Genomic DNA, 13,895 nt, shown 5'->3' on the forward strand with positions numbered 1-13,895 from the left:
ATAAAAGATTGGAGGAATAATCATGAATATTCAACTGATTAGGCATGCCACACACATTATTACTTTTCAAGGAAAGAAAATCTTACTTGATCCAATGTTTAGTGAAAAGGACACACTTGCTCCCGTCCCCAATGCACCAAATCAGCATTTAAATAATCCGCTTTCAGAACTGACGATCGAGAAAGGAAAGTTAACACAGGTAGATGCCATTATTGTGACGCATACCCATCGGGATCACTTTGATGATGAAGCAATTTTACAGCTGGCAAAAAATCTGCCTCTTTTTTGCCAGCCAGAGGATGAAGAATATATCAAAGACAAGGGTTTTAAACATGTTGTTGCAATCGATCAGGAATATATTTGGGAGGGAATAAAGTTTATTCGTACTCCAGGGAAGCATGGTAAGGGGGAGCTGGCAGAAAAAATGGGACCCGTTTCAGGATTCATTTTAAAAGCTGAACAAGAGCCAGTTCTTTATATTATCGGCGACAGTGTTTGGTATTCAGAAATTGAAGATATTTTTAGAAAATACGCTCCTCAAATTGCAGTTGCCTTTGCGGGAGAAGCGCGCTTTCTGGTTGGTGAACCAATTACTATGGGGCTCAAGGATATCGACAGTATGGCTGCTTCATTCCCGGAGGCAACGATTATTGTTTCCCATATGGAATCATGGAACCATTGTTTATTAACGCGTGACGAAGTCCTGGCTTATCGTAAAGAAAACGGCTATGAAAGCAGGATTCTGGTACCGGAAAATGGAGAGATTCTGGTGTTCTAACGAGGTGAAAGAATGGAAAAATGGGCTGGACTGTTTTTAGTTGCTGTATCAGCAACAGGCTTTGGATTAATGAGCAGTTTTGCAAGATTAGCGAGCAAATTAAACGTAAATCTGTTCACTTTATTGAGTTTTAGATTTCTACTAGCGTTTTTGATCTTACTCGCAATTTGTATTTTTACAAAGAAAAGCTTTCATTTAGCTTGCAAAAAAATCATCATTATTTCCTTATTAGGGATTTTGGGTTATGCAGTAATGGCTTATTTGTTATTTAGTTCCTACAACTATATGCCGGCATCAATTGCAACGATAATTTTTTACGCCTATCCCTTGTTGACATATGTCATTTCAATCATAAGCAGACATGAAGATTTTAAATTATCAAAGGCTGGAATCCTTTTAATCTGCTTATTTGGATTATTTATAAGTATTTATAGTGGAGGTGAAATAGAGATTATTGGTCTCGTTTTTGCCTTTGGTGCAGGATTAATTTATAGCCTGTTTATTTTTATTAGCGACACCTTCATCAAAGATATCCCTTCTGTAGTTAGTTCCACTATGATCTGTCTGACATCAGGATTAACCTTGCTTTTCATCGGAATTTCGCGGCATCAGGTCTCGCCTCATGTTTCAATGGAAGGATGGGCTATCATTACGGCCCTCTCTATCGCATCGACCGTTATTCCAATCGTTTTCTTTTTCAATGGAGTCAAGCTGATTGGAGCTACAAATAGCGCCATTGTTAGTATAATCGAACCGATTACATCAATGTTATTTTCAATGCTGTTCTTTCACGATGTGTTAAATCGAATGCAAATGACAGGAATTGTTATTGTTCTCGTAGCAACCATTTCAAGTCAACTTAATTTTGATAAAAGAAGTATGTTAAACAATTTTTCCAATTGATAGATTCACACGGTAATTTCCATATTTTAATATTTCATCTAAGACTTTATTTAATTCCTCTTGAGATGAAAGGCTTGCCTTTAAAAAATAGCAGCCTTCACCACTGACCCTGTGTGCTTCTGAGACATTAGGATGATTCCTTAGAAATTGTTGAAACTCAGTGTGATTGGTCGTTTTCATAAAAACCGTTACAAACGCTTGAATGCTTTTCCCTATCTTCATCTCATTCATTATTATTGTATATTTTTCAATAATGCCGTCTTCTTCCATACGATGGATTCGGTTGCCTACGGCTTGCCCGGTCATATGAACAGACTCGCCTATCTCCTTCCATTGCTTTCGTGAATTTTCTTTTAATAGCTCAAGTATTTTAAAGTCAATTTGATCCATTTGTAAATTCCTTTCTTTTCTAAAAATAGGAATATATTTTACTATTATTCATATATAACACAAAAATTCACAGAACGTATAGATGAGATATTTTGAAGGAATGGGTTCATGAATATCAGGATCGAGGTGTAAAACTTTCAAAATACATTCAGACTTATAGGTCATTCATACATTATTCATACATTTTCTACAACTCTATTCACTTTGAAATTTCATTAAGGTACGAAAGAAATTTTTGAGGATTCCCCTGCGAGATATTGTCCGTCATGGAGGTTATGATGAACATTTTTCCGCTTTCCCTGCAAGGTTTTGTCCATCATGGAGGTTATGATGGACATTTTTGCGTTTCCCCTGCAAGTGTTTGTCCTTCATGGAGGTTATGATGGACATTTTTCTGCTTCCTCTGCAAGTTTTTGTCCATCATGATCCCCTGAGTAAAATCTATTTCGTCGGAGAATTGTTGCTGCTCTTTTTATTGAGATACGTTTTTAGAAAATAGATACCTAAAAAGATGATGAACATAAATACAACTGTATATTCGGAAGGTTCCATTACACGAAAAGGATTAATTGCTTTCCAAATAACTCCGGAAAAACTTACCCCCATAATGAGATCCAATGAGATGATTACTGCCAAGACGGAAACCGCCAATAGCATCGTCACAAATAGTATTTTCACCTGCTTCACCTTCAGGAAGGAATTTATCTTTATTGTTCTTGTTTCTTCATTTCATTATTCCGGGTCTTTCCAAGGTCTGTTTTTTCATTATATATATTTGAATAAAAGAGCTTATAAAAATTGGATAAAATAAAATGTTTTGGATAGTATAACCACTATTGGAAAGAGGCTGAAATCTTCTAAAAGTGAGGCGGGAATGATGTCGTTTTTGTCTAAAATTTTTGCAAAAGAACAAAAAGAGAGACAGGATGATAATATCCGTCAAAAAGAAGATCCGGGGAAACCCGAAGAGTTGCCAATACTAAGGGATTATCATGACAATATTAACAGGATCAAAGAAGAACTGGGAAACAGTACGGATGTTGTGATTCGCGAATTTAGGCTTGGTATCCATAAAGGCGCACTCGCTTACTTTGATGGACTGGCTGAGAGTAAAATGATTAGCGATTTTGTCCTTGAATCTTTAATGGAACCAAATGTAGAAAATGAAATAAGTGAACCTTTTACGTTTATGCTTGAAAAAGCAGTTGCGCTTGGAAATATTCAAGTGGTGAGGGATTGGAAGAAATTATACGAGTTATTCTTATCCGGGGATACAATCATTTTCCTGGATGGTTTTAATAAAGCAATTAGCGGGAGTACAAGGGGAGGTGAAAAGAGGGCTATTACCGAACCTTCTACCCAGCTATCCATACGATGCCTAAAGGATTCATTTACCGAATCTATTCGAACCAATACCTCTTTGATCAGACGCCGTCTTAAAAGTCCGAATTTATGGCTTGAATCAATGAAAATTGGGAGGGTTTCGCAAACAGATGTTGGAATTATGTATATCAAAGGGATAGCCAATGAGAAAATCGTTGAGGAAGTTAGAACAAGATTAAATCGAATTGATATTGATGCCATTCTTGGCTCAGGATATATCGAACAATTAATTGAAGACCAAACGTGGACCACTTTTCCAACTACCTACCACACAGAAAGCTGCCCGATGTAGTGACGTCACAGCTGCTTGAAGGCAGGATAGCAATTTTGGTGGATGGCACACCGTTTGTGATTACAGCACCGGCTCTTTTTATTCAGTTTTTCCAGGCGCCGGATGATTATTATTTTCGATTTGATATTTCCACCGGGATTCGACTGCTAAGAATTTTGTCCTTTTTTACTGCGCTAATAGGACCGGCGACATATGTTGCGGCTACCACCTTTCATCAGGAAATGATACCGACAACAATGGCCCTTGCCATCGCGGCACAACGTGAGAATGTTCCCTTCCCCGCTTTTGTGGAAGCCCTGATCATGGAAGTGGTATTTGAAATCTTAAGGGAAGCAGGCGTAAGGCTTCCACGTGCAGTCGGTCAGGCGGTTTCTATTGTTGGAGCATTAGTAATCGGCCAGGCAGCCGTCCAGGCGGGATTTGTCTCTCCTGTTATGGTCATCGTTGTTTCGATGACGGCGATTGCAAACTTTTCAACACCTTCTTTTGCAATGGCCATTTCAGCAAGATTGCTTCGCTTTGTACTAATGGGTATTGCGACCGTACTGGGTTTTTATGGAATATCATTAGGGATTATTTTTATGTTCCTTCATTTGTGCTCGCTGCGTTCATTTGGGGTTCCGTATATGTCACCTTTAGCACCATTCAATATACAGAACCAGCAGGACGCATTAATACGTTTTCCGATCTTTGCATTTAAAGATAGACCACATTTAATCGGTAAAGGAAATATGACAAGGACGGGAACAAGCCAAAAACCGGGTCCGCCTAAAGAAAATGAGCAGGATTCCTCCTCTCCCAAAAAAGGTGATCAATGATGAAAAGAAAATTTACATGCTTTTTGGTTATCCTTATCATTATTCCATTCCTCGGTGGCTGCTGGAATCAAAAGGAATTGACAGATTTGGCCTTTGTGATGGCCTTGGGGGTCGACCGGGGTGAAAATGACCAGGGATATAAGGTTACCTTTCAAATTGTCAATCCCGGAAATGTTTCAACCGGACAAATGGGCGGGGGAGGCGGCGTTCCAATTGCGGTATACAAAAGTTCAGGAGAAAATTTAACCGATGCGGCTAGGAATGCAACAAAAAAGCTTTCGAGGCAATTATATTATGCTCACACCAATGTAGTCGTAATTAGTGAAGAGCTCGCTGCGGAGGAAGGAATTTTAAATATATTGGATGCATTGGACAGGGATCCGGTTTTTAGGACGACAACCCAGCTGGTTATTGCCAGGGGCACGACCGCTGAAACGATGCTTTCTACGCTTACTATTCTTGATAAATTGCCGGTCAATAATATCACCAAATCCCTGCAAGTAACCGAAAATATGCTAGGGGAAAACATTAAGGTAACCGTTGATGACGTGATCAGCAGTATCGTAAGCAGCGGAAAAGTAACTATTGCCAATGGTTTTCAATTAGTGGGAAAAAAGAGCCATGGGAAGAATAAAGCAAATTTAGATTCTACTATTCCAGATGTAATTATTAAAACAGATGGACTGGCTATTTTTAAAAAGGGCAAATTGATAGGGTGGATCGATGGTAAAAAAGCCCGTGGAGTCGTATGGGTTCTGGACAAAATTAAGGGAACGGATATAAACATCGACTGGAATGGAAAACACAATGCGATTAGTTTAATTTCAATTCGGGCTAAATCCAAGGTATCAGCCACTGTCAAAAATGGAAGGCTGCTATTCATATAGCGATTGAAGAGGAAGGGAATATTAGCCAGGCGGATACTGCAGTTAAATTGACAGATCCTGACATGATCGGAAAAATTGAAAAGAAAATGGAAAAAGCCATTCAAAAGGAAGTTCTCGGTTCAATAAAAGCTGCCCAAAAACAAAAAAGTGATATTTTTGGTTTTGGAGATGTCGTTCATCGTACCGATCCTAAGGCATGGAGGAGTATGAAGAAAAACTGGGATGATCACTTTGCAAATTTATCGGTAACGGTTAAAGTGGATGCCTATCTTCGCCGAAGCGGAATCCGGACAAACCCGTTTTGGCTTGAATTGAATAATTAATACCCTTAAGAAGGGGAAGTGTGCAGATGGACATAATAAAAATCAAACCATTCCAATTGTTTGTCCTCGTATTTTTATATGAGATGGGCAGCGCCATTGTAGTTGGAATTGCTTCTGGGTTAAAACAGGACGCGTGGATGGCTGTTCTTCTCGGGTTGACAGGCGGAATTTTGCTGTTTCTCGTCTATCATCGATTATTCAGCTATTATCCAGATCTTCCCCTGACAGGCTATGTTCAAAAAATTACAGGGAAATTTATTGGGCGTATCCTCGGTTTTCTATATATCGTCTATTTTATTTATTGCGCAACAAGGGTAACACGTGATATCGGTGAGCTCTTAACAACAACGATTTATACGAATACTCCGTTGTTTATTATAAATACCCTTATGATCCTGACTGTAATTTATGCCATCCATAAAGGCCTTGAAGTATTGGCCAGAGTGGGTGAGCTGTTATTTATGATCGTCTATTTAATGGCAATAGCCGGCTTTCTTCTAGTGGTATTTTCGGGACTAATCCATTTGGAAAACCTGAAACCGATACTGGAAAATGGCATTATGCCGGTGATTAAGAAAACCTTGGGTGAAACGATAACCTTTCCATTTGGAGAAATGATCATCTTTACGATGATACTTCCGACCTTAAATGAACCAAATAAGGCGAAAATGGTATGTCTTGGGGGAATGGTTTTAGCAGGTATAAATATCACCATAACAACCATTATCAATATTACCTCGTTAGGGACAGATCTTATTATCCGTTCTCCTTTCCCATTGCTAAGCACAATAGCTAAAATTGAGCTGATGAATTTTATTGAAAGGCTCGATGTATTTTTTATGCTCTACCTTGTGATTGGCGGGTTTTTCAAAATAACTCTTTACTTTTATGCTGCCGTGGTGGGAGCTACTGATTTATTTAATTTAAAGAATCAAAGCAAGCTAAGCTTTCCAATCGGCTTCATTATTTTATTTTCGTCGATTACTATTGCCTCCAACTATGCTGAACATATTAAAGAAGGCTTGAACATTGTCCCAATTTATTTGCATTGGCCATTTCAAATTGTTATACCGATGATGCTGCTTATCATCGCTTTTTTTCGAAACAGAAAGAAAAAGCAGAAAGCAAGCACCGATCAAGCAGAGAATGCAGAAGGGATGCCCACACAATAATATTACTTCTTATTTACCGAAGAGGCGCGAATACTGGAGCGCTCTCTTTTTAGCTAATCAGAATTTATTTCCATAAATTCTGATGCGCATAAGTGCAACTACCCCTCTGTCTTCGCCTTAAGGCTCGCCAATCGGTGAGTTTTCTTTAAAAAATAATTGACATTAGATTAATTTTTTATTATTATTTGTATGTACAAACAACTATAAAGTTAAATAGAAATATAAAGTAAGGCAATGTTCTTGTTTCCTGAAATAAAAGATAAAGGAGGAAGAATGGAATGAAACAAAAAATCGCCGTCGTAACAGGTGCTAATAGAGGAATCGGTTACGAAATATCAAGGCAGCTCGGACAGCTTGGAGTGACAGTAGTCATGACTGCGCGTGATAAGGAAAAGGGACAAGAGGCATTCAAGCAATTAAAGCTGGAAGGATTGGATGTGCATTTTCATTCCCTTGACGTGACGAATGAATCGAGTATTCAGCAGCTTGCTTTATATTTAAAGGAACGGTTTGGATCTATCGATATATTGATTAATAATGCGGGAATTTCCATTGATGGCAACAAAAATGTCCTGGAAGCCAGTTTGGATACTTTTAGAAAAACAATGGAGACGAATGTATACGGACCACTTCGTTTATCACAGGCTTTGGCTACCTCGCTTCAAGAAAGCGGGGATGGCAGGATTGTGAACGTTTCAAGCGGAATGGGGGCTATACACGAATTGGGGGGATGGAGTCCATCTTATTCATTCTCTAAAACAGCGCTGAACGCTTTGACAATTCAATTAGCAGATGAATTGCAGGGAAAAGGTGTTTTAGTTAATTCTATGTGCCCGGGATGGGTCCGCACGGATATGGGCGGGTTAAGTGCCCCACGTTCCGTAGCAGAAGGGCCGATACTGCAGTATGGCTGGCAACGGGAAATGTTGGAAGAACCGGAAAGTTTTTTAGAGATCGCAAGGAAATCGCCTGGTAGGCCAAAGCGAGTGACATTTGAAAGTTTATCATAAAAAAACCAGGAATTTGTTTGAATGGAACAAAGCAAAACACAAAAACTAAAAAGAAATATTGAGAAGAAGAGGAGACTTACTTATGAAAACACTAGTTATTATTACTCACCCTAATCTGGAGCAGTCAAGAATTAACCGAACTTGGATGGAGGAATTGAAAAAACACGAAGAAATTACGATTCATACTCTTTATCAAGCCTATCCAGATGGAAAAATAAACGTTGAACAAGAACAAAGCCTGTTAGCGTCCCATGATCGGATTATCCTTCAATTCCCATTCTACTGGTACAGCACTCCTGCATTGTTGAAGCAGTGGCAGGATGAAGTCCTTTCCTACGGCTGGGCATACGGAGAAGGCGGCGACAAGCTTCACGGCAAAGAACTAGGTCTTGCAATTTCAACCTTTGGCGTGAAGATTCATATCAGCAGACTGGCTACAATAATTTTACCATGGAGACCTTAACAACTCCTTTACAGCAGACGAGCAATCTCATTGGTACCCGATTTATGCCATTATTTGTACTGAATGGCGTGATGCATATTTCAGATGAGGAACTTGCGGAAAATGCAAAAGCATACGTAAGTCATGTTCTTGAGTCTTCAAAGATATAAGCTTAATTTAAAGATAAAGAGGTATTTCTAGAAATTCTAGGTGCCCCCTTATTAAATTAAACAATTGAAAACATTCTTATATTATTGTGTGTACAAACAACATGAGTTATAACAGAAAGGTGATAAAAATGAAAACTTTAGTCATTGTTGCACATCCAAACCTTGAGAGATCGAAAGTAAATAAAAAGTGGATGAACCGTCTTCAACAGGAAGAGAATGTAACGGTTCACAATTTATATGCACTTTACCCAAATTTTGAGATCGATGTAGAAAAAGAGCAGCAGTTATTATTAGAGCATGATCGCATTGTTCTGCAATTCCCATTCTATTGGTACAGCACACCAGCTTTATTAAAGCAATGGCAGGATGTCGTTTTAACATATGGTTTTGCCTACGGGTCAGAAGGAAACAAATTACACGGAAAAGAGTTTATGCTGGCAATCTCATCTGGCGGTCCAGCTGAAGCTTACCAGGCTGGAGGTTACAATAGCTATTCAATGAGTGAGTTAACTCGCCCGCTTCAAGCAACAGCAAACCTGTCTGGAATGCATTTCTTGCCATCATTCCTTTTACAAGGAATGATGACATTAAACGAAGAAAGACTTCAAGAGAGCACAGAAGCACTCGCTGCTTATGTAACCAATCCAAATTTACGTGCAGGCCGCTAATCGGTCTTCAAACGAATAAATCTTAGAACCTTCATTTAGTTTAATAAACCTCAAGAAAAGAATGGAAGAGATGAAAATGAAAACTTTAGTTATATACACACATCCAAACCCAGCAAGCTTTAATGCTGCCATTAAAGAAACAGTAGTAAACGAGTTGACTTCAAAAGGACATGAGGTTAAAGTTCGTGATCTATATGAATTGAACTTCAATCCAATTTTGTCAGGAGAAGATTTTGTTCAGTTTTCTCAAAATCAAACTCCAGCAGATATTAAAGCAGAACAAGATGCTATCTCTTGGGCAGATCAGCTTGTCTTTATCTATCCAACATGGTGGACGAACATGCCAGCCATGTTAAAAGGATATATTGACCGCGTGTTTACAAATGGATTTGCATTCAAATATACCGAAAAAGGTGCGGAAGGATTGTTATCTGGAAAAAAAGCAATTATTTTCCAAACAACAGGCCAGCCAAAAGATAGTTTAGAAGCATACAACTTGATTTCACCTTTACAAATTAGCATAGAAATGGGTACTTTAGCCTTCGTTGGAATTGAAACTGTAGCACATTCATTTTTCCATTCAGTGCCATTTGTCTCAGACGAAGATCGTCAAAACATGCTGAATGAGGTCAAACAGGTACTTTCTACATTAAAACCAGTTAACGCATAGGGAAAGAAAAGCAGGATCACCTTTAAAGGGCCCTGCTCTTGTTTTTTCAGATATTAGGTAGAAGTCTTGTTCTATACATCATTGGATTGACTGAGATTTATCTCATTTAGAAAATGAAGCATATGTTATAATATAAATGAGATAATATTTGTTAGTTTGTCATGAACTAGGAGTTGAAATAAATGGAACAGTACTTTTGTCAATGCTTGTATTTCACAGCAAATCATTTGGCAAGGTTAATGAATAAAATGGCAGAGGAAGAATTTGCCCAGATCGGCCTTTCTCCGACCTATGCGTTTTTATTAATGGCTGTAAAAGACCGCCCAGGCATCACTCAGTCAGAGTTAAGCAATACGCTGCATATTGCTCCATCTACTACCACAAGATTCGTTGATAAATTAGAAGTGAAGAAATTGGTAGAGAGAAAAAATGAAGGTAAATTAACGTTAGTGTTCCTTACTGAAAAAGGTATAGGAATTCAAGCAGAAATCAAAGAATGCTGGAAAAATCTATCTAAGCGATACTCTGACATATTAGGACCAGAAGCAGCGAAAGAATTAACCAATCAAACCTATCTTGCAGCGGTTGAATTAGAAAAACATAAATAAGTTTTCCCTGGATTTGATTTGTTTGTACATGCAAAAATATCCGAAATACTATGCCTCTTCCTCAATTAAGATTTTAGTCTTCTTCTGGAATACAAGAAATGACTAAGAACCTGAAACAATAGGCAGACCTAAATATAATCGTTGTTAAATAGAAAGGAAGGGCCATTGGGATTGAATTCTCGATGGCTTTTTCTTTGCCTATCATTCGACCCGAAAGAAACCATTTTCTATTAAAAAATCCTGCAAAATGCTTAATTAATGAACTAACCTCAGTGTTATTAACATTTGCTGTGTTTTTATTAACAAAAAGAGTGGATAAACCTACTTATCCACACGCTAATCTTGACTTAAAATCATGTATCCACATTAGCTGGCCCTTTCATATAGTTTACTGACCTGCTTTGCAATTTTACCAACGATTTCATCCTGTTACCGACCTATTTTATCTGAATACCGACCAGATTTTCTAAATTACCGACCAACCCCACAAATTTACTACCGACCTTTGCACATTTTGATGACAGCCGCCAAAATAAATAAAATCCCCCTTTTTAAAATAAGGAGGATTTCAAATATAACAAGTTAACTGATTATACAGCAGAATTTAGGTTAAAGGATACCTGGCTTGATTAAGCCCATGCTTATATCCCACAATTTTCGGGCTGCTTCCGGATCATTTGCTGCTGCAGTTGTATCCGCTTCTTTACAGTTCACAAAGAATTTTCCGCTTACACCGCGGACTTCCGGGGAAGTAGCTAGATAGACAGGTGTTGCAGCTCCTTTTTTCGAATCAGCTGAGAATGTCTTGAATATTGTCCGAAGAATCCAGGGCATATCATGCATTAGATTTGAACGGATAATTCCAGGATGCAGGCTGTTGACGGTAACTGGCTTGCCAGTAAGGCGCTTTGAAAGCTCCTTGGTAAACAAAATTAATCCTAACTTTGTCGGACCAACAGCTCTGAAAAACGCGTAATTTTGTTTGGTCATCAGGTCATCAAAGTTCATTTTGATTCCATTATGTTTGGACGCAACATTGATAATCCTTCCCTCACCGCTTGCTTCAAGTACATCCATAAGCAGGTGTGAAAGCAGGAAGTGGGAAAGATAATTAGTGGCAAACGTCGTTTCAATGCCATCTTCTGTTTCGGAACGCTTTGATAAAAAGACCGCAGCATTGTTGATCAATACGTCTAACTTGTTATACTTATTTTTAAACTGTTCTGCAGCATTCTTAACTGAACGCTGAGAGGATAAATCAGCCAGGAGCAGATCAACCTGTTGGTTACCTGTTTGTTCGATAATCTCTTGAACCGCCTTTTGACCCCGTTCCTCACTTCTGCACAACAGAACGACAGTCGCCCCTTTTCTTGCTAATTCGATGGCTGTTGCTTTACCTATACCTGAGTTGCCGCCTGTTATTAAACAAATTTTACCTTTCATTGATTTCTCCCCTTTTTCTAATATGTTTTTTCTTTTAAAAGAGAAGACTTAGGCAGGTGCCTAAGCCTTCTCTGATCCTGGATTACTTCATTTTCTTTTCGATTTTTCCATACGTTTGACCATGGATGGCATTTAGTACAGGCTCAGAAGCAAGGAAATCATGAGGGAAGCCAAGTTCGATTTTGCTTGCTTCATTTAATTGGTGAAGATGTGTTTCTGCTAGCTGGAAGCTTAAACTGCCAAGGTTGTCTTTCATTTGTTCTGCTCGTTTTGCGCCGACTAGAGGAATGACTGTACCTGCTTGCTGGCGAACCCAATTCAATGCGACCTGAGCAGGAGATACTTCAAGTTCTTTGGCAATTTCTTCAACGGCTGCAGCAATGGCACGATTTCGTTCATTTAATCGTGCACTCTGCGGGGACAATCTTCCTTTGTCAGCTGAAGGATTATTATATTTTCCTGTTAGTGCTCCTCCAGCCATTGGTGCCCAAGCCGTAACACCGATATCTAGAGAGCGTGCCATAGGCAATAAATCTCTTTCAGGTGTGCGCTGCAATAAATTATATTCAACCTGTAATCCGATAAAAGGCGTCCAGCCACGAAGAGAGGCAAGTGTATTCGCTTGTGAAACGATCCATGCTGGGGTATCAGATATTCCGACATAAAGGATTTTTCCAGATCGGACTAAATCGTCAAGCGCTCGCATGACTTCTTCGACCGGTGTCATGAAGTCCCAGGCATGCAGCCAAAGTAAATCAATATAATCTGTCTGCAGCTGTTTTAAACTCTTTTCAACGGATTGAACAAGGTTTTTTCGGTGGTTGCCACCGCCATTCGGATCGTTAGGACGGGTATTCAGTGTATATTTGGTTGCCACAACAAATTGTTCACGTTGTTCGCGGATAAATTCACCAACATATTTTTCACTTGTTCCATTTGTATAGTTAACAGCACTATCAATAAAATTTCCGCCGGCTTCAGCGAAGACATCAAAGATTTTCCGGCTTTCCTCCTTGGATGCTCCAAAGCCCCAATCTTCCCCAAATGTCATGGTGCCTAATGCTAATTCTGATACTCTTAAACCGCTTCTTCCTAATAGTTTATATTTCATTTGAATTTCTCCTTTTGGCAAAATGGTTTATTTATTATAAATATCAAATCAATTTTGTTTGTTTGTACATACAAATGATATAATTTGTATTGTAATGTGTCAATATTATTTTTATATAAAGACCAGAGCGATTCCTTTTTATAAAAGCTTTATTAATCTTGCCAGTTCCAGACGCACACCGCCGCGTGGGCAGTACAGAAGGCTCCTTGGCGCTTTGCGCCTGCAGGGTCTCCCTTGACCTGCTTTTCCCGCTGGACGTTGAATCCGCTTCGTTGATTCAACACCGCACGAAGGAAATGCGATAGCATTTTCGAGGAGCTCACACCTTCCGCTCCAATCAACACAGTGTCAAAATCACCATTGAGCTTTAACATAGTCTTTATAAAAAAAAGCCTTACATTAAAAAAATGTCGGCTTTTTTGCATGTTCTGTTTCAGTTACTATTTATATACCAGGCCAAACCTGCAAGTGAGCAAATTATGAGAAACAAATAAATAGCTGTTAATCTTAATGTATTTTGCTTTGCAGACGTTTTGTAATTATCATCCTTTTTGCCTGTAAGCACCAATGTGCCGATCAGCGATGATAAGAGGATGAGGATGACTAGAACCATAGCAAAACTCATAAAACAACCTCCATTAAACACAATTAAAACCTTCAAGCAAGCTTCGCGAAAAGTTAATAACAAACCCTGTTCTAAGCACGTTATTAAATCGTTTTTCTTCTATCTTACATAGAAAAATAAGAAAATGAACCATCCAATTTAGATTAAATTTCACCATCCAATAGCACTGGTATTTTTGGTAAATAAGAAAAAGTATTATAAT

12 protein-coding genes and 3 pseudogenes are annotated in these 13,895 nt (G+C 38.7%); 10 read left to right on the forward strand and 5 right to left on the reverse strand.

Annotated features, from left to right (window positions below; all coding sequences use genetic code 11):
• The first annotated feature begins 22 nt into the window (after positions 1-22).
• Together RCG23_RS15445 and RCG23_RS15450 are read left to right on the forward strand one after the other, a co-directional pair.
• Entirely contained in the window at positions 23-778 is a 756-nt protein-coding gene (locus RCG23_RS15445) for an MBL fold metallo-hydrolase (protein WP_308176443.1), read from the forward strand.
• A 12-nt stretch (positions 779-790) separates the two neighbouring features.
• Entirely contained in the window at positions 791-1,681 is an 891-nt protein-coding gene (locus RCG23_RS15450) for a DMT family transporter (RefSeq protein ID WP_308176444.1), read from the forward strand.
• Here the strand turns inward: RCG23_RS15450 and RCG23_RS15455 are convergent.
• On the reverse strand, positions 1,661-2,071 hold the full coding sequence (locus RCG23_RS15455; protein WP_308176445.1) for an Lrp/AsnC family transcriptional regulator: 411 nt from the start codon (positions 2,069-2,071) through the stop codon (positions 1,661-1,663). The genes RCG23_RS15450 and RCG23_RS15455 overlap by 21 nt on opposite strands.
• A gap of 441 nt (positions 2,072-2,512) precedes the next feature.
• Positions 2,513-2,749, reverse strand: coding sequence for a YczF family membrane protein (locus RCG23_RS15460; RefSeq protein ID WP_308176446.1), 237 nt, complete (start codon positions 2,747-2,749; stop codon positions 2,513-2,515).
• Positions 2,750-2,948: 199 nt separating this feature from the next.
• On the opposite strand from RCG23_RS15460, the pseudogene RCG23_RS15465 reads away from it, so the two are divergent.
• From RCG23_RS15465 to RCG23_RS15500, 8 genes and pseudogenes are all read left to right on the forward strand, one after another.
• Positions 2,949-4,564: pseudogene (locus tag RCG23_RS15465) on the forward strand (spore germination protein).
• A pseudogene (locus RCG23_RS15470) lies at positions 4,564-5,774 on the forward strand (Ger(x)C family spore germination protein). The pseudogenes RCG23_RS15465 and RCG23_RS15470 overlap by 1 nt, the downstream one beginning before the upstream one ends.
• Positions 5,775-5,800: 26 nt before the next feature.
• Positions 5,801-6,946: a GerAB/ArcD/ProY family transporter gene (locus RCG23_RS15475; RefSeq protein WP_308176447.1), complete on the forward strand. Its 1,146-nt coding sequence runs from the start codon at positions 5,801-5,803 to the stop codon at positions 6,944-6,946.
• A 278-nt stretch (positions 6,947-7,224) separates the two neighbouring features.
• The gene (locus tag RCG23_RS15480) at positions 7,225-7,956 is read left to right on the forward strand and encodes an SDR family oxidoreductase (RefSeq protein ID WP_308176448.1); all 732 of its coding nucleotides are present in this window, start codon (positions 7,225-7,227) and stop codon (positions 7,954-7,956) included.
• 82 nt (positions 7,957-8,038) lie between these two features.
• Positions 8,039-8,568: pseudogene (locus RCG23_RS15485) on the forward strand (NAD(P)H-dependent oxidoreductase).
• A gap of 128 nt (positions 8,569-8,696) precedes the next feature.
• Positions 8,697-9,236 (forward strand): NAD(P)H-dependent oxidoreductase, encoded by a 540-nt coding sequence (locus tag RCG23_RS15490; RefSeq protein WP_308176449.1) that lies wholly within the window; start codon positions 8,697-8,699, stop codon positions 9,234-9,236.
• A 76-nt stretch (positions 9,237-9,312) separates the two neighbouring features.
• A complete protein-coding gene (locus RCG23_RS15495) occupies positions 9,313-9,906 on the forward strand; it encodes an NAD(P)H-dependent oxidoreductase (protein WP_308176450.1) in 594 nt (197 codons plus the stop codon).
• Positions 9,907-10,088: 182 nt separating this feature from the next.
• Positions 10,089-10,514 (forward strand): MarR family winged helix-turn-helix transcriptional regulator, encoded by a 426-nt coding sequence (locus RCG23_RS15500; protein WP_308176451.1) that lies wholly within the window; start codon positions 10,089-10,091, stop codon positions 10,512-10,514.
• A gap of 609 nt (positions 10,515-11,123) precedes the next feature.
• Here the strand turns inward: RCG23_RS15500 and RCG23_RS15505 are convergent.
• The 3 genes from RCG23_RS15505 to RCG23_RS15515 all read right to left on the reverse strand — a co-directional run bounded on the left by RCG23_RS15505 (position 11,124) and on the right by RCG23_RS15515 (position 13,693).
• Positions 11,124-11,957, reverse strand: a complete 834-nt coding sequence (locus tag RCG23_RS15505; RefSeq protein WP_308176452.1) for an SDR family oxidoreductase — start codon at positions 11,955-11,957, stop codon at positions 11,124-11,126.
• 82 nt (positions 11,958-12,039) lie between these two features.
• Positions 12,040-13,068 carry an aldo/keto reductase gene (locus RCG23_RS15510; RefSeq protein ID WP_308176453.1) on the reverse strand — a complete coding sequence of 343 codons (1,029 nt, stop codon included), beginning with the start codon at positions 13,066-13,068 and terminating at the stop codon, positions 12,040-12,042.
• 433 nt (positions 13,069-13,501) lie between these two features.
• Entirely contained in the window at positions 13,502-13,693 is a 192-nt protein-coding gene (locus RCG23_RS15515; RefSeq protein WP_308176454.1) for a hypothetical protein, read from the reverse strand.
• Positions 13,694-13,895 lie beyond the last annotated feature (202 nt).

This window comes from Neobacillus sp. PS3-34 (genome assembly GCF_030915465.1).
Taxonomy (GTDB): domain Bacteria; phylum Bacillota; class Bacilli; order Bacillales; family Cytobacillaceae; genus Neobacillus_A.

Bases quoted from the DNA above. Each gene is read 5' to 3' on its own strand.
- RCG23_RS15475 (WP_308176447.1), top strand. From the start codon at position 5,801: ATGGACATAATAAAAATCAAACCATTCCAATTGTTTGTCCTCGTATTT.
- RCG23_RS15515 (WP_308176454.1), bottom strand. From the start codon at position 13,693: ATGAGTTTTGCTATGGTTCTAGTCATCCTCATCCTCTTATCATCGCTG.
- RCG23_RS15505 (WP_308176452.1), bottom strand. From the start codon at position 11,957: ATGAAAGGTAAAATTTGTTTAATAACAGGCGGCAACTCAGGTATAGGT.
- RCG23_RS15450 (WP_308176444.1), top strand. From the start codon at position 791: ATGGAAAAATGGGCTGGACTGTTTTTAGTTGCTGTATCAGCAACAGGC.
- RCG23_RS15490 (WP_308176449.1), top strand. From the start codon at position 8,697: ATGAAAACTTTAGTCATTGTTGCACATCCAAACCTTGAGAGATCGAAA.
- RCG23_RS15510 (WP_308176453.1), bottom strand. From the start codon at position 13,068: ATGAAATATAAACTATTAGGAAGAAGCGGTTTAAGAGTATCAGAATTA.
- RCG23_RS15495 (WP_308176450.1), top strand. From the start codon at position 9,313: ATGAAAACTTTAGTTATATACACACATCCAAACCCAGCAAGCTTTAAT.
- RCG23_RS15500 (WP_308176451.1), top strand. From the start codon at position 10,089: ATGGAACAGTACTTTTGTCAATGCTTGTATTTCACAGCAAATCATTTG.
- RCG23_RS15445 (WP_308176443.1), top strand. From the start codon at position 23: ATGAATATTCAACTGATTAGGCATGCCACACACATTATTACTTTTCAA.
- RCG23_RS15455 (WP_308176445.1), bottom strand. From the start codon at position 2,071: ATGGATCAAATTGACTTTAAAATACTTGAGCTATTAAAAGAAAATTCA.
- RCG23_RS15480 (WP_308176448.1), top strand. From the start codon at position 7,225: ATGAAACAAAAAATCGCCGTCGTAACAGGTGCTAATAGAGGAATCGGT.